Raw genomic sequence first — 18246 nt, forward strand, 5'->3', positions numbered from 1 at the left:
GAGCGGCACTGTACGGCCCACTGCCGTACAGCCCCGTCCCGGTGACATCGAGCAATCCGTCCAACTGCTTGAGTCCCGTCGGGACGCACACCATGAGTGGTCTCGATGCTGGCGTGCTGGAGCACCGCATGGAAGAACATGGCCGCAGCAGTGGCGCTGATGTGCAGAGATGGGCTGTTCTGAAGCGCTCTTTCGTTCGCGGGATTGGCCGGATCGACCGCCCGGATCACAAAGGACTGCATGGTCAGGGCGGCGACCGGGAGACTATCGCCAGTTGAGAACTCCGGTGGAGTGGACAATCTGACAATCTAGACGCGCTAGTGCTTGTGGGACGCTGAGTTCGAGCCAGAGGGCCGCCTTGCAGACCTCGATCGCGACAGTGTCCTCGTCCTCGCCGTAGATCATTTGAGAGAGTACGTCCGGCATGACCCTTGCGACGTTCTCCTTGGTGGCCTCGCCGAAACGGCGCCGTGCGTACCAGACGGTGATGTGGCGCGCCGCCGCTATGAGGAACTCACCCGTCCCGCAAGCGGGATCGACGACTCGGAGCTCAAGTATCTTGTCGGGCTCCGGGTCGCTGAATGCCTCTGAGAGCAGTGGATCAAGAGCTCCCTGCACCACGATCTCCGCCAGCTCGCTGGGTGTGGCGTGGGCCGGGGTGTGGTCACGCAGACGCCGATACACGGATGCGACGTTGACCGTGCTCCAGAGGCTCATTCTGACGTCCGCCAGGCATTGGTGCGCGGCGTCCAAATGTGCCGACGGCGGCAAGTCGGGTAGGTCCGACCACGTGGACCTGGGAACCTGTGGAACACGGCCAGTCGATGTATCACCATCCGCATGATGACCTGGCTGGCATGGGGATGGTTGGCGAGCATGGCCCGGGCTCGGAGAATCGCCTCGACGGGATCCTGAACATCGATGCGGTAGAACGCCAGCCGCGGGCTGTCGCGCAGAGTCAGAATGGCTGTGTTGATCAGCTGGTAGATGCCAGAGCGGCTCCTGGCCAGCAGGCGTGCGACCTCCACGACGGACAAGCCTGCGACATAGTGCAGGAGAAGCACTTTGCGTTGGACCGGGCTCAACTCGGACAACGCCCGATCCAGGTCGATGGCCGCTGCGCTGTTGGACTCCGGATCCCGTCCGGCGCGTTGTATCAACACCGTCTGCTCTCGCTCCGCGATCAGATCACCGTCGGCGCAGACCTCTACCGCATTGCGACGAGCTATCCAGTCCTTGAGCCGCCGATCAGCGATGACGAGCAAGATCGCCACCGGCGTATTGGCGGCTCGGTTTCTGGCCCACCGCTGCAAAAACCCTATCCAAGCTTGGGAGCAGATGTCGTCCACGACCGTCATCGACGGGTCAAGCTGGTAGACCCTGCGCTGCACGAAACGCCGCAACTCGGTCCGGTGCGCTAGGTAAAACGCCTCGGGTGACAGAGAATTCGGTTCCGAGTGTGCTCGAGAATAATTCATGGCTGCCCAGCCTCCGCGCTGCCGACGCGGATCGTCCACTCAGTGCCGTCTGGCTCACGCGCTGACACGCTGGCTGCTCGCCCACCCGCTACCAGCGTGGCGGCCAGCGTAGTCATGATCGACGTCCGTTCTCTGGCCGCGGTTACCTGGGCATGAGACTGCACCATCATCCCGACCAGCCCGGTCAACGATCCAGGCGGGGCGTAACCCACACGGCGGGTGGGCGCGGTGACAACGACAGGCCGTGTCGTCATGGTCCTCTCTCACTGTGACGTGCTGTCACCTACTACGTCTCCACGGCCGCTCGATCTGTCCAAGCGGCTTGTCACAGCGGATTCGGCGGTCGCCCTGCAACACGATCGGGTGAATGATCCTGTCCTGCTGGGTGATGGGGCCGGATTCTGTCGGTGGCCGTCTTGAGCTTGTCTGGCGTGACAGCGATTGGATACCGTTTGGGTACCGCGAGCGTGGCACAGCTGAACGGGACTCGGAGGTCTTGTTGGCGTTGGTCGCGTCTGCGCTGGTGCGTATGCAGGCGTGGAAGGGTGTGATCGATCGCGCTCGCCCGTATCACCGTGATCTACAACTGGCGATGGACCGGTTGATTGAGGCGTGTGCGAGAGCCGGACGCACTGATGGGCCAGGGCACGTCGGTGAACTGGTGTGGGACTGGTTGGCCAGCCGCAGCTCCGCGTTGGTGTGCCGGAGGTAGCGGCCGGGCACGTTCTTGGACTCCAACGACACGCCCGTACCCGCCAAACCTGGCTTGGCACACCAGGTCGCGTCGTTGTTGAACACCTCGCTGCCGTTGCTGGCGTGCAACCGCACGCGGTAATCCTGATGGGGCAAGTAGCTGCCGACGTGCGTGGTGGACTCGGACGAGAAACAGTTCTGGTCGGCCAGGCCCGGGACGACCTTTCAGGTCGCATCGCCCAGCGGAGCGTCCGAGACAGTGCCGCTCTGAGTGCCTGGGGTGATCCAGGCGTCCCCGCCACCGGACCGCACGTACCAGCCCTTGGCCGCCGTCTCCGGCGTCGTGGCCATCAGCGACTGGGTCAGCGTTGCGTACTGCGTCTCGACCAGGAAGCGCACGATGTCGGCATACGTGCCGGGGGTGACTGGGAAGATCTCATGCCAGTGCGGACGATGTATCAGCCTAGATAGCGCTACGAACCAGAGTCGGTCTGCACCAGGAGGTGTTGTTCTTCGGCTGGGTGGCGGCCGGTAGGTGCGTCGGCGAAGCTGGGCCTTGCGGCACAATCGCGGGCGTGCCGCAGGGGTCCTATCTTTCCAGGTTGTGGAGGAGATACTCAGCAGCTCTGGTCGCTTTATCGCACCAGTCGACAGTTTCTGAACCTGCTCCTATGATCTCGAAGCCTTGCTCGTTCCCGGTCGCGACTGTGATCCAGCATGTGGTCGACGGCGCGGCGCTCCGCCTCTTCAGCGCAGGGAACCCGCTCATTTGGAAAGGCTCGAACACCTTCGCTAGACCGTTGTTGGCCTGCTTGTAGGGTTCATGCAGGGGATTGACGTTCGTGTACGTCCCAACGTCGAAGATCATGTGCCCCTGGGACCAACGGCACAGGTAGTGACGGGGCTGGCTTTGGAATGACGACAGGCCCAGGAACGCGAGTTGCTCCTGGGTAAGCGATTCACACATACGCCCGGTGTATCTAGCAACGTCAAGCGTTCGTGCGGGCGGTGGCGGCGCGATGGTCGGCCTCAGCGAACCGCTAGCGGTAGGCGTCCCGCCTGATCCCGCGGTCGAGGGCGCCGTGGTGATTGGCGGAGGGGTAGGCGCGGGTTGCCCGGGTGCACTACAAGCAGTGGCCAGAAGGGCCAGTGCGGCCACGGATTTGCGGGTCACGTCCACTCCAGGGGGCTGGATCCGGTCATGGCGTCGGCCTGGTCGGTCCGGGGCGGTACTGTGTTGCGCTCGAGGGTGGTGGCTGGCGTTGTCGCACGTTTCGGTGGTCAGTTTCATGACGATATCGGGTATCGGTATCTCCGTCACGTCGGTACTTGCGACTGATCGATGCCTGTGTAAGGCGAGTACTTGATGTCATGAACGCTTGCGGTGGCTGCGTGAGTTTGTTCGTATCCGTTCCCCGTGCGAACACGGCGACCGGTGGACCTTGCCGCGCACCTGCTGCACCCAGATTGGTGACTGCGGCGATCGATCGGTTTGGCTATGTCGTGGTCTGCCTGACATGTCGAAGCAGTCGCAGTGCACCATGGCGTGCTCGGCAGCCGTGGAGGCTCACTGCGATTGCTCGTGCATGGGCGCTCTCCGCAGGACGAACTCTCACAGCCGGTTTGAGCACGTCGAGGCGGTGATGGCGCCGGTCGCGGCGAGTTCAAGCGGCTGCCTTGGGTCAGGTGGACGCCCGCAGCAGCCGCGCCATGCGCAGTACCGAGAACCGCTTGTCCGTTGACGAAGTGGTGGTCGGGGCCGGTGTCGGGCTGATCGTTGCCCGAGCTCGCTGAAAGCAGCGAGCACATCGGCGTCATCTATCGTCGAGTGTCCTATTCAGACGCGGCTTAATAGCAACAGCAACGACATCGCCAACGCCGGCTCTGTTGACGAACCGTCCATTAGCGGGACTGTAACGCGAAGGTGTTTCCGGCCGTTGTTGTCAGTAGGCTTCAGCGGCTGGCCTGTGGTAGCTGAAGGTGATCGAGGACGCGGTCAAAGCTGGCTTCCGCCGTCTCGTCCGCCTCGCCTGCTCGGCCTTGTTCCCTTTCAGGTTCGGACTTCTGGTAGCCAGGTACGGAATCAGCTTGCCGAGGTCATCGGCATGTGGCTTGCGCGGCTCGCGCATGGCGATGTCGTCGGGGATCAGCAAGAGCGGGCGTCGCCTTGCAGGCGACGTGTGCGAGGCGTGGTCGGGGTGTGAGTGACTGGGCGACCGTACCCGGAGTGGTCTGTGTGCGAGCGTAGCGTCGACGTTGAGGAAGTTCTCGCTGATTGATTCGCGATCAGATAACGGGATGTTAGATAGTCCATAATAGATCATCTGTGTCGTTTCTGTTTTCGGGTGTGTCCTTTGTGGGGGTGGCCGGCGATGTGGCGAGGTGGTCGGCGTGAGGGTGGTGTGTGGCGGGGGAGTGGTTGGCGGGTAGGTGTTTGGGTGGGTGTGTGGGTTGGTGTGAGTTGGGGGATGGGTGTTGGTGGTGGTGGGTGGGTTGTTGGTGATGGTGGTGGGGTGTCCGGGTGTGGTGTGGATGAGGTTGTCGTGGGTGAGTTGGGTGATGGCGCGGTGGGCGGTGCTGGGGGCGACGTGGTAGTGGGCGGCGAGGGTGTGGAGGTTGGGTAGATGGGTTCCGGGTGGGTAGGTGCCGTTGGTGATGGCGGTGCGTAGGTCGTGGGCGATTGCCTGGTATGGGCTGGTGGGTGGGGGTGGTTGTGGCGCGACGGTGAGGCGCAGTGGCAGGCGGTTGGCGAGAAGGGCGCTGGCGCGTTGGTCGGCTTCGTTGATCCAGGCGGTGTAGGAGTTGAGGGTCATGGCGGCGTCGGAGTGGCCGAGTCGTCCGGCGACGGTGCGGAGGTTGACGCCGGCGAGGATGAGTTCGGTGGCGTTGTAGTGGCGGAGTTTGTGCAGTGTGGTGCGGATTCCCAGGCGGGTGGTGAGTCGGCGGAAGCGTTGGCTGAGAGTGTTCGGCGCGATGCAGGTTGATCCGTCAGGTGCGGAGGAGAACAGAAAAGCGTTGGGGACGAGGGTGATCCCGTGGGCTGCGGCGTGGTGACGGCGGTGGTTGAGGTAGGCCGCGATGAGGGTGGTAGTGTCGGGGTCGAGGCTGACGCGGCGGTGTTGGTGCAGCTTGGTGTCTTTTTCGATGAGGTTGGGGCCGTCGTGGGCGATGCTGGTGTGGATGTGCAGGACCTGGCGGTGGGTGTCGAAGTCGTTCTCGCGTAGGGCGGAGAGTTCGCCGCGGCGGGGGCCGGTGGTGATGGCGGTCCAGGTGAGGACGCCGAGGAGTGGGTCGGGTTCGGTCCAGAGGTGAGTGAGGATGCGGGTGAGCTCGGTGGGGCGGGGTGGTTGTGGGTGGGGGCGTGGTTTGGAGGGTGGGTTGGCCAGGGCTGTGGGGTTGGTGGTGATCCACTGCCAGCGTCGGGCGGTTCGGTAGGCGCCGCTGATGAGGTAGTGGACTTTGCGGATGCTCGCGGCGGCCAGTGGTCGGCAGGTGTGTCTTGGATCGTGAGGTTTCTGCGGGCTATGTGCTGTGGCGTGGGGTGAGTGTGGGGTGCAGTGATGGCGGCAGCGGGCGAGGGTGGCGTAGAGCGCGTCGAGTGTCTCTGGGGTGATCGCGTCGATGGTGCGGTCACCGATTAGCGGCCCGATTTGGAGTCTTGGGTATCGATCATCTGGGTGGATGGGGTTACGTTGATTGTTGTAACCCCAGACCTCGGTGCGTGATGTGCCCGCGATGATCACGGACGCGGATCATGAGCCGAGGTCTTTTGCGTTGATGCATCGTACGCGGCCGCCCGCGTTGATCGGTTTGGCATGCGCGGCCATCGTGTTGTCCCTTCTGTCGGGGTGCCGCGCCGAGTCGGTCCATCGCTATTGTGTTTCAGGAAATGAAGGCGTTATGCGACGCATCCACGCCATTGTCCAAGGCCTGTTCGCGACCACCATCGCCGCCGGAGGGCTGATCGCTCTCGCTCCGGCGGCCCAGGCCATCACGATTCCGGTGGCGTGTGGTGAGAACGCGTTGGTCGCGGCGGTGAATCTGGCCAACTCCACTCCCATCTCCGACACCCTCGTTCTGGCCGGGGGATGTACGTACGGCATGACCACCGCTCATGGTGGCACCGCGAGCGCGTTGCAGGGATCACGACTCCGATTGAGATGATCGGCCCGGCGACCGTCGCCAATGCCTCACTGCTGGGTTTGGGACTGTTCCGGATCGCTGAGGTCAGCCCGACTGGCAACCTCACGCTCACCACCGGGGTGGCGTTCACCCGCGTCAACGTCCTCGGTCATGGCGGCGGCATCCTCAACCGCGGTGCGGTCACTCTCACCGGGAGCACCCTGACCGCGAACACCGCCTCGGGCAACGGTGGCGGTCTGGCCAATCTGGACACCCCGTCGGGCACCGCGCCCGCGGCGACGTTCACCAACAGCCCGCTGTCGGGCAACCTCACCTTGCTCGGTGACGGTGACGCTGTCTACAACGGACTGCGCGGCACGCTCACGGTCACCGGGGTGACCGGTAGTCCGTTGTTCATCACCGGTAACAGCGCGGGCCGGGGTGGCGGGATCTCCGCGGTGAACTCCACCGCGACGACCATCACCCAGACCGTGCTCCTGCTGACCACACCGATCCGGTGTCTGCGCTATGGAGTGGGTTGTTGCGTCGAAGATGTGACCTCGACGCAACAACCGTAACCGGCGGACCAGAACGACCAAGGTCAATCGGGGATCAGCCATGCTGGAAATAAACCTAAAGACGGGGTTTATATCTCACAGGCCGAGGTTCATGCGATAGTCATGGGTGAAAGGTGTTGGCCTGGCTATTCCCAGAGCGCTGGTGTAGCGTTCTAGTTGGTTGTTCCTGACCGCCGGTGACCGCTCCTGCGGGACGTTTGAGTTTCTCTCTCAACCACCATCGGTCTTAGCTCCATGAAAGTCATCATGCGACACAATCGCACCATTCTTGCCCTTACCGGGGTCGCCATTCTGACCACCGGCACGGCTCTCCTTCTCCCCACGACAGCCCACGCCCAGAACGCGTCCGTCCCGTGCGACGAGACAGCACTGGTCACCGCGGTCACCTCGGCCAACGCGGCCGGTGGCGGAACAGTGACCCTGACCCCAGGCTGCACGTACACCCTCACCGCCAGCCACGGCGACGACGGTGTCAACGGCCCCGCCGGGCTGCCGATCATCACCACCCCCATCACCCTTGAGGGCAACGCCAACACCATCGCCCGCGCCGCTACAGCGCCCGCGTTCCGCATCGTGCAAGTTGACCCCACCGGCGGAATCACCCTCAAGGCGGTCACCTTCAGCGGCGGCCAGGCCGTCACGACCGGCCACGACGACGGCGGCGGCATCCTGAACTTCGGCGCGGTCACATTGACCGGCAGTGAGCTGTCCGGCAACACTGCGGGCGGCCGCGGTGGCGCCCTCCACAGCACGGGCACCCCGGCCGCGGCGACGTTCACCAGCAGCACCGTCAAGGGCAACACCGCCAACCAAGGCGCCGGTATCGCCAGCGTCAACGGCACACTCACCCTCACCAGCAGCGTGGTCAACACCAACACCGCGACCGTGAACCCAGGTGGGATCTACTACGTGGCCGGCTCGGCATCACTCAACACCACCACGGTGACAGCGAACACGCCGACCAACTGCGTCAACAGCCCTTCCCCCATTCCGGGATGCATCGGATAACAAAACCGCTCCACCACAACAAACATGCCGGGCCACCCTGCACGAGGTGGCCCGGCTACCGTCCTGTGCGCCTTATCCCAATCGGCGTTATCCACAGAGATGGGCTTCCGCGTCGGCAAGAGATAACTGTCGCGCAGTGAGGTTTCCCTCGATGGTGGACAGGTCGTTAAGCAGCTTTCGCGCCAGTGTGCGGAACCGGCCAGGCCGCGACCCAGTGAACGGCACGAACCACTCCAGCCCGGGACGCCGAGACCACCTGCAACCGAATATGATCAACCACACTCACCACAGCGGATCCTCGGATCATCCGCCATCCCTTTGGGGTGAACTCAGGTCGATGGCGGTATGCCGGATCGGGTCCGCGTGCGTAGGCTTTAGGTACTTTGCTGCCCCGGCCCCTGGCAGGCGTTGTGTTCGCACCATCGGGGTGGAGGTAGAGCGACCATGAGGACCTGGCATAGCGTGCTGAGTGGTTGGCGCACCAGCAGTTACAGCCATTACGAGGAGAACGCCTGCGTCGATGTCGGCGCTGGTTACGGTCTGGTCGGTGTCCGTGACACGAAACAGACCGCGCTCGAGGTGCGCGCTCGGCCTGTGCTGGTGTTCGTCCGGCCTGCGTTCACCGTGTTCCTCGACCGGCTCAAAGTTGGCGACACTGGTGTCCGCTGATCGCACGAGCGCGTGTACATGGCACTGTCGTGAACCTCATGGAGGTGGACGGTGTCGGGTCATTGTGACCGCCCGGCGTTGTGGTGCAGGAGAATTAGCGAACTTACTGATGCGGCCGCGATCTCGCCCGCATGGTTTCGGCATGATTCGTAGCCAACGGGTGCTCGGCCAGTAGACCGCGAGTTCGGTCACTCCGTGTGGTGAACGTTGGCCCAAGCGGTCCGGAGACGGGTGATGCGGCAGATCAGCTGTCAGGCGGCAGGGCCAAACCTACGCAGTCGGCCGCCCTTCCATCGGGTGCAGTGTCACAAACCTGTACTTATTGAACGCGTGGATCACCTCTCGCACTTAGCCGTCGGTGGTGGCGAACATGACCGCAGTGTCACCCGCGCTGTGGCACTGTATCGAAGCCAGCGCAGTTCAAGCGTGCTTCGTCGGTGGACCGAAAAGGTCCACAGCAGACCTGGCGTTGTGTCGGTTAGACACCTGGACCGTCAACCGCCAACGTTCATGTTGTGTCGAGATTGTGGGGACCCATGGTGCGGTGCGGGTCGGCGCTCTCATCCCGCGTGCGCGGGGCCCGACGGCTTTGCCCTGTCCGTCATCCTGGTGCTCAGCGCGCGGACCCTGTCGATCAGGAGACCGGCCTCGGCCTCGGTGAACAGGCCCTGCTCGGCGGCGCGCGTGATAGTCGCGACGCAGCTCTGGTGGGCTTCGGCGATATCCTCGAACGGCCCTGACGAGGTCAACTTGAGGTGTGCCACGGGAATCCCTTGATCGGCTGAGGATGATCCCGCCAGGGTCCGGGGCAGTGGCGTTGACACTACGCCATCACGACGGGGCTGAGCAGCGGTACCGTATCGGTCCGGTCGGCGGTACCGTCGCGTATACGTTCTCGTTCGCGCCCGGTCCTCGCGCGGTCACAACGCGGATCCCCTGCGGTCGTTCTGGTGCATCAAGGTGAACCTGACGGCGTCCGGTCGTCGGCTCGGCACGGAAGGAACATGAGCATGGTCCAGAACCTGCGGGTCGTCCGGCTCGTGACCCTCGACGCGGCCTGAAAGCTCTTGTTGGCCGGCGACACCGAGAAGCCGAGTTCGGACAACGATGCCCCATCCCGCTCCGGTCCCTGGCGGGCCCCTCCATCTTTATTGTTGCCAAGGAGGTCGGCCATGGCCCTACGCCACCATGATGACGATCCAGCGCCATCGGTGCCCGAGGTCCCGATGTCAGTTCCCGAGCGTGTCGGGGCATCAGATGTGGCACGGATCGAGGCAGCGACGCGGGTCTTGCGGGCCTGGGACTACCAGTGCGGCGGAGGTGCGTGCTACGACGCCGTTGTCACCTACGTGACCTGGGCACAGCGCCTGCTCGGCGCCGCCACAACAGAGCCGGTCGGCGACCGGCTTCGCACCAGTGTGGCGGATCTGCACTGTCTGGCCGGATGGACCGCCTTCGACATCGACCGGGTCGACCAGGCTCGTCGCCACTTCGACGACGCCGCCAGGCTGGCCCAGTTCGCTCGCAACGACGCACTGGTGGCCGGTATCAGGTATCGCAGAGGCCGGGTCCATCTGCACCACAACGCGTTGGACGCGGCGCGGGTGGATTTCCAACTCGGTCAGCACGCGGCTCAAGCCTGCGCGTCAGCACTGCCTGCCGCGATTCTGCACGCGAACCAAGCTTGGGTGGCCGCGAAGATGGGCCTCGCCGACGACGCACTCGCGTCGCTGGGCAAGGGCCTGGACGACTTCACTCGATCAGATCCGGCCGACGCGCCGGGGTGGGCGGCTTTCTTCGACATCAACGATTTGCTGGCCATGTCTGGTGTCATCTACGCGGATCTCGCGCGGTCCGTGGATCCGTTCTACGCACGTGCGGCGATACCCGCCCTGACCAACGCGGCAGACGGGTACAGCCAGATGGCCCGTAGCAGGTCGTTCAGCCTGGTCGCGCTGGCGGCGAGTCATCTCATCGAACACGACGCGGACCGCGCGGCCGCGGTGGGTGCCGAGGCCATCGCCGTAGCTTTGACGGTGAGGTCGTCGCGGGTCCGGGATCGGCTGCTGTCTCTGAAGAACATGGCGGATCAGCACCGTGACAACGCCGATGCCCGCGAATTGTCCGAACGGATCGCCGTGTTCGCCGCAGTGTCACCAGCCCACAGCCGGGTCGCCAGCCAACGAAGTCGCTGAAGACCCGCACACTGAGTTCGGGCAGTGCCCGGGGGTGCCAAGGGCGAGGTTTGTTGCGGGGTCTCAGCGTAGCCCTCAGCGGGCAGCATGTCTCACCCAGACAGTTCATTCCCCTGCCGCAGGCACGGGCAGTCACTCCGGTTGCGCCTCAAGCCCAGCGAATCGACCGTCGGGTACGTCGACGGCGCCTGGTGGCCACGGTCACGGGATCTGGCAGCGGAATTACCAGCGCTGGTCAAGGTGCTCGCCGTCCGGCTCGGCCCGGTGTGGCGAGTAGTGTTCGCCTACACCTCGTGGGGCGACGCGCCGCGCAGGATCCAACTCGACGGTCACTCCGTCCGGCTGGATGGATTCCGGTCGCAGGACGAGAACGTCATCAGCGTCGTCTCGATGGACCGCCAACGCATCCACCTGCTTGTCATCCCACCGGATGCCGACAAAGCAGCCAGCCACGAGGCGATGATGACGGCCGCTGGACGCGCCCAACAACTGCTGAGAACCACTCGTCCAGCTTCCGAACCAAAGCCGGACGCCGACGAACAGAGCGCCGCGACCTGCGCGTCATGCCCGCACCCTTGGGACAGCCACGATCAGATCGCGGTCCGCTACTGCACCGCGAAAGCCGTCGGCGGGAACAGCCCGGGTTGCGTCTGCACAAACAAGAAGACTTCATGACCACCACCGGCCAACACACATGACCGCCTGCGGCCCCATGGGCCGAGCTCGTCAAGGAGACCCGGGAAGTGCGCTGATCGATTTCCGAAGGTGCTGTCAGCGGGCGACATGCCCCCGGCAAGTACGGGGGGTTGTGCCTGGTCACTGTTCGATTGGAATCGGTGTGCGAACGGCTACAATTGAAAGAGCGCGTGACCGATGACGTGGACAGCGCGCTGATCGTGTTGATCGCCCCAGACTCCGGCGGTTGAGTTCCCTTGCCGACGCCTGGAGGCGATTTCCTGTGACTATCGCGGTTCGAACTTCTCCCCACCTGCCCGTGGCGGCGGACATCCTGGCGGGTGAGAAGACTCCGATGCAGATGATGTTGGTCAAGCTGTTCGCGGTTGTCCCGTTACTCGCGTTGACCGCGGCTGTCCCGGTCGCGTGGGGGTGGGGCCTGGACTGGGTCGATATCGGCCTTGTCGCGTTCTTCTACACCCTGACCTGCCTGGGCGTGACCGTCGGATTCCACCGGTACTTCACCCACGGTGCGTTCACCGCCACTCGTGGCCTGCGGATCGCGCTCGCGACGGTCGGCAGCATGGCGATGCAAGGACCGATCATCGGCTGGGTCGCCGACCACCGCCGCCACCACGCCTTCGCCGACCGGGAAGGTGACCCGCATTCGCCGTGGCTGTTCGGGACTTCGGCGACCGCACTGGCTCGGGGGTTCTGGCACGCTCACATGGGATGGATGTTCCAGCGCGAGCAGACCAATGCCGCGAGGTTCGCTCCCGACCTGCTCGCCGACCGCGACATCCTGCGGGTGAATCGGATGTTCCCGCTGCTGACGGTGGTCACGTTGCTGGCACCGGCACTGGCCGGTGGGGTGATCACCTGGAGTTGGTGGGGCGCGGTGACCGCGTTCTTCTGGGCCAGTCTGGTGCGTGTCGCCGTGCTGCACCACGTGACCTGGTCGGTGAACTCGATCTGCCACATGATCGGCGCCCGTCCCTACACCGCGAGGGACAAGTCGGCGAACTTCTGGCCGCTGGCCATCGCTTCGATGGGTGAGTCCTGGCACAACTCGCACCATGCTGATCCCACCTGTGCGCGCCACGGTGTCGGTCGCGGCCAGATCGACGTCTCCGCCCGCGTGATCTGGATCTTCGAGAGGTTCGGCTGGGCCACCAGGGTCCGCTGGCCCAGGGCAGAACGCTTCGCTCGCAAACTGAGGGAAACGGTGATCGCATGACCGCGACTCGGCGACCGTCGCCGAACCAGCCGGACGACGCGGAAGATCGCTGGTGCGACGACGGCGGCTGGGTTTCGGCGTCTGGCCCCGCCGAGGACACGGATGCGGCGCTCGCCCGTATAGACCGGTGATGCTGTGACTGAGAACCGCCGAGAGCGAATGCGTGCGCTGGTGACGGCCAACGACGACGGCCTGCCCCCGGCGTTGACGCGGATCTGCGGGCTGGCGGTGTCGGAGTTGGTGGTCACTGGTGCCGGGGTCACGTTGATGCACCGGCCTGGGACTCCTGACGCGCAGCAGCGCTTGGCGCGCGCTACCGACGCGGTCGCCGTCGGGTTGGAGGACTTGCAGCTCACGGTAGGCGAGGGGCCCGGGTTGTCCGCGGTCACCGCGGGTGCGCCGGTGCTGGTGCCTGATCTGGCTGTGGCCGGGGCGCGGTGGCCCGCGTTCACCCCAGGCGCCTTGGCCTTGGGGGTGGCCGCGGTGTTCGCGTTCCCTTTGCAGCTGGGGGTGATCGGGTTGGGGTCGCTGGACTGTCACCGGGCCGCCACCGGTTCGCTGAGCCCGCCGCAGGCGGTCGACGGCCTGGTGCTGGCTGAGCTGGCCTTTGAGTCGGTGCTGGACGAGATCGCGGGGCGTCCTCCGGAGGACCTTGGCTGGATCTCCGACATCCACGCCGAGGTCCACCAGGCGTCCGGGATGGTGAGCAACCAGTTGGGCATCAGCATGCGGGAGGCGTTGCTGCGGATCCGTGCCCACGCCTACGCCCACGATCTACCGCTGGCAACAGTGGCCCGTCAGATCGTAGATCGCCAGCTGTTGCTCGGCGCGCAAGAATGATGTGGACAGGTCACAGGAAGCAGGCACCGATGAACCACAGTCATGAACAGCGACTGGCGCGGGTGTTCGTCGAACTGGCGGACACCTTGATCGACCAGTTCGACATCATCGAGTTCCTGAACATGCTCGTCGAGCGATGTGTGGAGCTGCTGGACGTCGCCGCGGCCGGAGTGGTGCTCTCGGACCAGCGGGGCGGGTTGCGCATGGCCGCCGCGTCCTCCGAGCAGGCCAGGCTGGTCGAGTTGTTCGCCGTCCAGGCCGACGACGGGCCATGTCTGGACTGTGTGAGAACTGGGCTGCCGGTGTCCAGTGCGAACCTGGCGGACGAGAACGCTCGGTGGCCCCGGTTCGCTGTGGCCGCCCGTGAGGCAGGGTTCCGTGCCGCGCACGCGGTGCCGATGCGGTTACGCCAAACTGTGATCGGCGCGTTGAACCTGCTCAACACCGAGTCCGACGGGGTGGACGAGACCAGCGTGTCCCTGGGCCAGGCGTTGGCCGACGTGGCCACGATCGGCATGCTGCAGCACCGCGCGATCGACGACAGCGCGATCCTGACCAGGCAGCTGCAGACCGCCCTGAACTCCCGGGTCGTCATCGAACAGGCCAAGGGTGTGCTGTCCGCACACGCAGGCGTCGACATGCAGGCCGCGTTCGTCGCGCTGCGCGCCTACAGCCGGTCGAACAACCTGCGTCTGTCCGACATCGCGCGCGAGGTCGCCGAGGGCACCGCCGACCTCGACGCCATCGCGGCGGGCGGACAGGTGTCCCCACCCAGGCAGGAGCGGCACTGAACCAGTCGACAGGGCGATCAGGTGTCGTTCTGTCGGCTGTGGACTGTTCGTTGAACCGGGCCGGGCCGTCGGTGAATTGGAGCTGTCGAAGGCCTCCAGTATGGACAGCACTTCCCGGTCGATCTGTCCGTGGGTGAGAACATCGTGCCGGTTGGTCGTTACCTCGTCGGCCACTTGCTCACACCGATGATCGCCTCCGTCGCCTGGTAGGCGTCCTTGACCAACGCCACGGCCACGTTGCCCGGCAATTGGGAGGACGCGGCAGTACCCGTCCCGGTCGGGTGGGTGGCTTTCCACGCCACGTCGACCTGTTCAAGCGCCGCGACCAAGTCTCGCCACACGGCCGACTGGTTGGTGCTCTTCTCGGAATAGTTCGATGTCACCGGTATCAACCTCACTTCTGGTGAACATCGATGGGCTTGGCGTATTCGTCTTCGCCGCCGCGCAGGGAGCGAACGCCTGCGTTGAGTACAGCCAGCAAGGGGACCGCCAGTAGTGCCCCGGCGATGCCGGCCGCGACCAGTCCGATCGCGATGGCGAGCACCACGGCAAGCGGGTGGAGGTTGACGGCTCGGCCGAGCAGGAGGGGCTGCAGTACATGGGCTTCCAGTTGCTGGACGCCGATGACGATGCCCAGGAGTACCAGTGCCGTTATCGGTCCGTTGGCGACCAGGGCGATCAGCACCGCGATCCCGCCGGCGACGACGCCGCCGATGATGGGGATGAACGCGCCGATGAAGACCAGTGTGGCCAGGGGGATCGCGAGCGGGACGCCGAGGATGACCATCCCGATCCCGGCGCCGACGGCGTCCACTGTGGCCACCGCGATCGTCGCGCGCACGTAGCTGACCAGAGCGGACAGGCCGCGGCGGCCTGCGACGTCCACCCGGGGGCGGATCCGATCGGGTGCGGCGCGCAGCAGGAACGTCCAGATGCCGCGGCCGTCGTAGAGCAGGTAGATCAGCACGAACAGGATCAACAGCATCTGAGCCAGGATCTCACCGATGGTCGCCGCGGTGGTCAGTGCGCCGGACGTGATGCCGGTTTGCGTGTTGGTCAAGGTTGTGACGAGAGTGTCGAAGAAGCTTCGCACTTGCTCGTCGCTCAGGTGCAGCGGGCCGGTGGTGAGCCAGTTACCGATGGCGTCGATGCTGTGGGAGAGCTGGATCCGCAGCGCTGGCAGACCGTTGATGAAGGTGATGATCACGAACGTGAGCAGTCCGCCGAGCACCGCCAAGCCGCCGACGAGGACCATGACGGCTGCCAGCCAGCGGGGTACCTTGCGCTTGACCAGGTATCCGACAGCGGGCGCCAGCAATGCGGCCAGCAACAAGGCGATCGCAACCGGAACAACGACCGCCGCGAGGTAGCCGACGATGATACCGATCACGGCCAGGGCGGCGGCGACCACCAGCAGTCGCCAGCCCAGCGCGGCGCTCACCTGAAGGGATTGCGGCACGATTGGACGTTCGGAACGGCCGTGCAGCGGGGTGGTGTCTGAAGTGTCCATAGTGGTACCTCTCGACCGGGGACGTGATGGGCACGCACACATGCCGCCAGGGTCTGGAGCGGTCCAACAGGATGCACACCGATTCTAGGCCTGTCGGCGGGTGACAGCCGCGTAGTGCGCGACAGCGACCGCTCCGCCGATGGCCAGGCAGGACCAGATCCCATGCCGAGCGTGGAGCATCCAGTGTGCGCGCCGCGATGCCGACGACGCTGAGGCTCAGGCCGGCGCTGAATGCCAGCACCGGTGCGGCCCAGACGCGATCGTGGCTGTGACCCCGATACTGAACGCGAGTAGCGACTGGACCAGGAACAACGGCAGACGCCGCAGGGCCGCGGCAGCGAAGAGAAACCTTACCAAGTCCGTGCCCAGACCGAGGAAGTAGATCGGCTGACGCCGAAGCGCGACCAGACCAAGGGACGTACCGCCGTACAGTCCGGCGCGGCGGACACCGAGGGATTGCAGGATCGAGCCGCTGCCTGACGCCAGCGCCGCGAGCACAGCGAAGACGTATCCGAGAGCCATCCGTCAAGTGTGGCAGCCAGGCGCCCCACACTGGGTCGTTGGTTCTCGGTTCGGCCACCGCCGTGCGCGGTGGGGGCGTCGGTGCGGATTTCGGTGCGGTCGTGGGCGGGCACGGCGCGGCGGATCAAGTCGGGTAGTTCGTGTTCGTGGGATTCGCCAGCGTGGAGGGTGGTGGCTATCACGGCGCGAATCGCGTCGACTTCGCTGTGAATCTCCTTGCGCAACGCGAGGCATCGATGATGTGCGCGGCCTGAGGCCAGTCGGTCGCAGCGCCTGGCGCTTGGTCTCGATCGGACGTTTGCCGTCTCGACACTCTCCTTGCTGCGCAAGGAAATGGCGTCACTGAATCGATTATCCAAACAGGCACTTACTCGGTTTGCGGCGTCACGTCATTCGTCGAGGGCGTGGCCATCCACCGTCACCTGGCGGCCCCCGACGCTTCGTTCGCCGCCTGTTTTGGCGTCCACGAACAGTGAACCCATGTGGATGGCCCGGTCGAACGTCGCCTTCGGCAGCCCCGTCAGCGCACGGCCGGGTTCGGTGTGCCGGGCGGTCGCTGTCTGTAGCGCGGCGTTCCTGCGGCTCGACAGGGTCACAGGTTGTGTGCGATGGGGTGCAGTGGTTGGTACAGGGGCAGTTCGGACCCGCTTGGCATCCGTACCGCGGTGAGTCGACCCCATCGTGCCTCGGTTACCGGTCGGCTGGTTTCGACGCCGGCTGTGGCCAGGGTGGTCAGGACCGTGTCCAGGTCGTCGCACATCAGGTAGAACTCGTGCTGTGGTGCGTCGTCGGTCGGGTGAATGGCGACCTCGGCCGGGGGCAGTTTGAAGATCAGCCACCCGTGTCCGGCATCCACGTGAGGGAACCCGAGGACGTCGGCGACGAAGGCGCGGTCCGCCTCGGCGTTCTGGCTGTAGAGGATCACGTGCGCGCCGCTGAACATGGCCAACAGTGCCACGCGAAGACGTTGCCACGCAAGCCGGAGCCCTCCGACGGCCGACTATCAGTTCGGAGCCGACACGCAGAACGTCTTCTATGCCGAGATGCGGACATCGGGTAGCGGACAGCTGGTGGGCGTGTTATTGGCCGTGGTGGGCTGCGTCGTGCTCGTGAAGCAGGAGTTGGGGACTGAGGGCGGCCAGGGCTGTGGGGGTGAGTCCGAACATACCGCGGAAGGTGCCGGTGAGATGCGATGGCGAGGCGAATCCCGCGTCGGCGGCGGCACGGGTGAAGTCGTGGCCGTGTGCGAAGGCCGCGGCCACGCGCAGTATCCGTGCCCACTGCACATAGCGACGGAAACTGGTGCCCGTCTGGTCGGAGAACTTCCGCAGGAAGTGTGACCTGGACAGGCCCGCCTCGCGTGCAGCGGTCTCGGCGCGCTGCGGGCACGCCGGGTCGGCCCGGATTCGGGCCGCCGCGTCGGCGATCCGCGCATCGCCGGGTCCCAGCACGGGGATGCTGGCTGCTGCCAGCAATTGCTCGAAGTCCACCTCGTCCCGGGTGGCCAGGTCGATCAGGTCCGCCTCGTGGCGGTGGCCGGTGCGAAACGCGCCGGTGACACGCCGCATACCGCCCAGGCATCGGGACATCCGCGCCGAGGTCGGGTCGAAGTAGCAGAACAGCATCCGGCCTGCCCCATCGCGGATCTCATGCCGGACCCTGGCGCGGAACAGGAAGCTGCGGACGGTTAGGTCCGGCACCCCGTCGGCCCGGACGGTGAAGGGCGCGTCGAGGCCGACGCCCAGACAGGCAATCGCCGAGGAGTGAGGGCCAAGGCGCAGCAGAGGGCCAAGGTAGACGGCGTGCCCGAGCCGAAGCCACAACCGTACGGGGGCGCACGTTTGTGGAAGTGCCGGAGCGGTCATGCGATCAAGAATACGTGCCGCGCGACGGGGCACCGCCCCTTGTGGAGGAGGACAGCATGGCTG

The 18246-nt window shown here is 65.2% G+C and carries 24 protein-coding genes and 1 pseudogene; 12 read left to right on the forward strand and 13 right to left on the reverse strand.

Annotated elements, in window-relative coordinates:
• Positions 1-278 (forward strand): hypothetical protein (locus ALI144C_RS57175; protein WP_237773925.1); only part of this gene is annotated, 278 nt, incomplete at its 5' end.
• Here ALI144C_RS57175 and ALI144C_RS02485 read toward each other — a convergent pair.
• Complete coding sequence (locus ALI144C_RS02485) at positions 265-717, reverse strand: DNA methyltransferase (RefSeq protein WP_076985350.1); 453 nt, start codon at positions 715-717, stop codon at positions 265-267. The genes ALI144C_RS57175 and ALI144C_RS02485 overlap by 14 nt on opposite strands.
• Complete coding sequence (locus tag ALI144C_RS02490; protein ID WP_076985351.1) at positions 714-1478, reverse strand: RNA polymerase sigma factor; 765 nt, start codon at positions 1476-1478, stop codon at positions 714-716. Before ALI144C_RS02490 ends, ALI144C_RS02485 begins: the two co-directional genes overlap by 4 nt.
• 529 nt (positions 1479-2007) lie before the next feature.
• Between ALI144C_RS02490 and ALI144C_RS58850 the strand changes: the two genes are divergently transcribed.
• Positions 2008-2190 (forward strand): hypothetical protein, encoded by a 183-nt coding sequence (locus ALI144C_RS58850; RefSeq protein ID WP_441297525.1) that lies wholly within the window; start codon positions 2008-2010, stop codon positions 2188-2190.
• Here the strand turns inward: ALI144C_RS58850 and ALI144C_RS56555 are convergent.
• The 4 genes and pseudogenes from ALI144C_RS56555 to ALI144C_RS02505 form a co-directional block, all read right to left on the reverse strand.
• A pseudogene (locus ALI144C_RS56555) lies at positions 2148-2384 on the reverse strand (AbfB domain-containing protein); the annotation flags it as partial. The gene ALI144C_RS58850 and the pseudogene ALI144C_RS56555 sit on opposite strands and share 43 nt — an antisense overlap.
• A 12-nt stretch (positions 2385-2396) precedes the next feature.
• Complete coding sequence (locus ALI144C_RS56560; protein ID WP_202818831.1) at positions 2397-2570, reverse strand: hypothetical protein; 174 nt, start codon at positions 2568-2570, stop codon at positions 2397-2399.
• Between the two features lie 190 nt (positions 2571-2760).
• A complete protein-coding gene (locus tag ALI144C_RS58855; RefSeq protein ID WP_143230349.1) occupies positions 2761-3462 on the reverse strand; it encodes a DUF3558 domain-containing protein in 702 nt (233 codons plus the stop codon).
• Between the two features lie 652 nt (positions 3463-4114).
• Positions 4115-5914 (reverse strand): site-specific integrase, encoded by a 1800-nt coding sequence (locus tag ALI144C_RS02505; protein ID WP_076985354.1) that lies wholly within the window; start codon positions 5912-5914, stop codon positions 4115-4117.
• Between ALI144C_RS02505 and ALI144C_RS54010 the strand changes: the two genes are divergently transcribed.
• From ALI144C_RS54010 to ALI144C_RS02525, 4 genes are all read left to right on the forward strand, one after another.
• Positions 5907-6335 carry a hypothetical protein gene (locus tag ALI144C_RS54010; protein WP_143230350.1) on the forward strand — a complete coding sequence of 143 codons (429 nt, stop codon included), beginning with the start codon at positions 5907-5909 and terminating at the stop codon, positions 6333-6335. The genes ALI144C_RS02505 and ALI144C_RS54010 overlap by 8 nt on opposite strands.
• A complete protein-coding gene (locus ALI144C_RS02515; RefSeq protein ID WP_076985356.1) occupies positions 6332-6871 on the forward strand; it encodes a hypothetical protein in 540 nt (179 codons plus the stop codon). The genes ALI144C_RS54010 and ALI144C_RS02515 overlap by 4 nt, the downstream gene beginning before the upstream one ends.
• 246 nt (positions 6872-7117) lie before the next feature.
• Positions 7118-7879 carry a hypothetical protein gene (locus ALI144C_RS02520; protein WP_202818832.1) on the forward strand — a complete coding sequence of 254 codons (762 nt, stop codon included), beginning with the start codon at positions 7118-7120 and terminating at the stop codon, positions 7877-7879.
• Positions 7880-8323: 444 nt separating this feature from the next.
• Entirely contained in the window at positions 8324-8548 is a 225-nt protein-coding gene (locus ALI144C_RS02525) for a DUF397 domain-containing protein (protein WP_076985357.1), read from the forward strand.
• Positions 8549-9108: 560 nt separating this feature from the next.
• On the opposite strand, the gene ALI144C_RS02530 is transcribed toward ALI144C_RS02525, so the two are convergent.
• Positions 9109-9312 (reverse strand): hypothetical protein, encoded by a 204-nt coding sequence (locus tag ALI144C_RS02530; RefSeq protein WP_076985358.1) that lies wholly within the window; start codon positions 9310-9312, stop codon positions 9109-9111.
• A 495-nt stretch (positions 9313-9807) separates the two neighbouring features.
• Between ALI144C_RS02530 and ALI144C_RS02535 the strand changes: the two genes are divergently transcribed.
• From ALI144C_RS02535 to ALI144C_RS02555, 6 genes are all read left to right on the forward strand, one after another.
• Positions 9808-10743: a hypothetical protein gene (locus ALI144C_RS02535; protein WP_076985359.1), complete on the forward strand. Its 936-nt coding sequence runs from the start codon at positions 9808-9810 to the stop codon at positions 10741-10743.
• A gap of 87 nt (positions 10744-10830) precedes the next feature.
• Positions 10831-11418 (forward strand): RGCVC family protein, encoded by a 588-nt coding sequence (locus ALI144C_RS57180; protein ID WP_237773927.1) that lies wholly within the window; start codon positions 10831-10833, stop codon positions 11416-11418.
• Between the two features lie 355 nt (positions 11419-11773).
• Entirely contained in the window at positions 11774-12655 is an 882-nt protein-coding gene (locus tag ALI144C_RS02545; protein ID WP_143230353.1) for an acyl-CoA desaturase, read from the forward strand.
• Complete coding sequence (locus tag ALI144C_RS58315) at positions 12652-12786, forward strand: hypothetical protein (protein ID WP_269086648.1); 135 nt, start codon at positions 12652-12654, stop codon at positions 12784-12786. The genes ALI144C_RS02545 and ALI144C_RS58315 overlap by 4 nt, the downstream gene beginning before the upstream one ends.
• 4 nt (positions 12787-12790) lie before the next feature.
• Entirely contained in the window at positions 12791-13495 is a 705-nt protein-coding gene (locus ALI144C_RS02550) for an ANTAR domain-containing protein (RefSeq protein ID WP_076985361.1), read from the forward strand.
• A gap of 29 nt (positions 13496-13524) precedes the next feature.
• On the forward strand, positions 13525-14286 hold the full coding sequence (locus ALI144C_RS02555) for a GAF and ANTAR domain-containing protein (protein WP_076985362.1): 762 nt from the start codon (positions 13525-13527) through the stop codon (positions 14284-14286).
• Between the two features lie 158 nt (positions 14287-14444).
• On the opposite strand, the gene ALI144C_RS02560 is transcribed toward ALI144C_RS02555, so the two are convergent.
• From ALI144C_RS02560 to ALI144C_RS02585, 6 genes are all read right to left on the reverse strand, one after another.
• A complete protein-coding gene (locus ALI144C_RS02560; protein ID WP_143230354.1) occupies positions 14445-14669 on the reverse strand; it encodes a hypothetical protein in 225 nt (74 codons plus the stop codon).
• A gap of 11 nt (positions 14670-14680) precedes the next feature.
• Positions 14681-15796 (reverse strand): AI-2E family transporter, encoded by a 1116-nt coding sequence (locus ALI144C_RS02565; RefSeq protein WP_083752645.1) that lies wholly within the window; start codon positions 15794-15796, stop codon positions 14681-14683.
• A 216-nt stretch (positions 15797-16012) separates the two neighbouring features.
• Entirely contained in the window at positions 16013-16318 is a 306-nt protein-coding gene (locus ALI144C_RS02570; RefSeq protein WP_076985364.1) for a hypothetical protein, read from the reverse strand.
• Between the two features lie 389 nt (positions 16319-16707).
• Complete coding sequence (locus ALI144C_RS55220; protein ID WP_076985365.1) at positions 16708-16914, reverse strand: hypothetical protein; 207 nt, start codon at positions 16912-16914, stop codon at positions 16708-16710.
• Positions 16911-17276 carry a VOC family protein gene (locus ALI144C_RS55225; RefSeq protein ID WP_237773928.1) on the reverse strand — a complete coding sequence of 122 codons (366 nt, stop codon included), beginning with the start codon at positions 17274-17276 and terminating at the stop codon, positions 16911-16913. The genes ALI144C_RS55220 and ALI144C_RS55225 overlap by 4 nt, the downstream gene beginning before the upstream one ends.
• A 121-nt stretch (positions 17277-17397) precedes the next feature.
• Positions 17398-18183 (reverse strand): helix-turn-helix transcriptional regulator, encoded by a 786-nt coding sequence (locus tag ALI144C_RS02585; protein ID WP_076985366.1) that lies wholly within the window; start codon positions 18181-18183, stop codon positions 17398-17400.
• Positions 18184-18246 lie beyond the last annotated feature (63 nt).

This window comes from Actinosynnema sp. ALI-1.44 (genome assembly GCF_001984155.1).
Classification (GTDB): domain Bacteria; phylum Actinomycetota; class Actinomycetes; order Mycobacteriales; family Pseudonocardiaceae; genus Kibdelosporangium.

Coding starts and splice junctions, on each gene's coding strand:
- ALI144C_RS58315 (WP_269086648.1), top strand. CDS start 12,652: ATGACCGCGACTCGGCGACCGTCGCCGAACCAGCCGGACGACGCGGAA.
- ALI144C_RS58850 (WP_441297525.1), top strand. CDS start 2,008: ATGCAGGCGTGGAAGGGTGTGATCGATCGCGCTCGCCCGTATCACCGT.
- ALI144C_RS02515 (WP_076985356.1), top strand. CDS start 6,332: ATGATCGGCCCGGCGACCGTCGCCAATGCCTCACTGCTGGGTTTGGGA.
- ALI144C_RS54010 (WP_143230350.1), top strand. CDS start 5,907: ATGATCACGGACGCGGATCATGAGCCGAGGTCTTTTGCGTTGATGCAT.
- ALI144C_RS02525 (WP_076985357.1), top strand. CDS start 8,324: ATGAGGACCTGGCATAGCGTGCTGAGTGGTTGGCGCACCAGCAGTTAC.
- ALI144C_RS02485 (WP_076985350.1), bottom strand. CDS start 717: ATGAGCCTCTGGAGCACGGTCAACGTCGCATCCGTGTATCGGCGTCTG.
- ALI144C_RS02545 (WP_143230353.1), top strand. CDS start 11,774: ATGCAGATGATGTTGGTCAAGCTGTTCGCGGTTGTCCCGTTACTCGCG.
- ALI144C_RS02555 (WP_076985362.1), top strand. CDS start 13,525: ATGAACCACAGTCATGAACAGCGACTGGCGCGGGTGTTCGTCGAACTG.
- ALI144C_RS02490 (WP_076985351.1), bottom strand. CDS start 1,478: ATGAATTATTCTCGAGCACACTCGGAACCGAATTCTCTGTCACCCGAG.
- ALI144C_RS02570 (WP_076985364.1), bottom strand. CDS start 16,318: ATGGCTCTCGGATACGTCTTCGCTGTGCTCGCGGCGCTGGCGTCAGGC.
- ALI144C_RS02565 (WP_083752645.1), bottom strand. CDS start 15,796: ATGGACACTTCAGACACCACCCCGCTGCACGGCCGTTCCGAACGTCCA.
- ALI144C_RS57180 (WP_237773927.1), top strand. CDS start 10,831: ATGTCTCACCCAGACAGTTCATTCCCCTGCCGCAGGCACGGGCAGTCA.
- ALI144C_RS02520 (WP_202818832.1), top strand. CDS start 7,118: ATGCGACACAATCGCACCATTCTTGCCCTTACCGGGGTCGCCATTCTG.
- ALI144C_RS58855 (WP_143230349.1), bottom strand. CDS start 3,462: ATGAAACTGACCACCGAAACGTGCGACAACGCCAGCCACCACCCTCGA.
- ALI144C_RS02585 (WP_076985366.1), bottom strand. CDS start 18,183: ATGACCGCTCCGGCACTTCCACAAACGTGCGCCCCCGTACGGTTGTGG.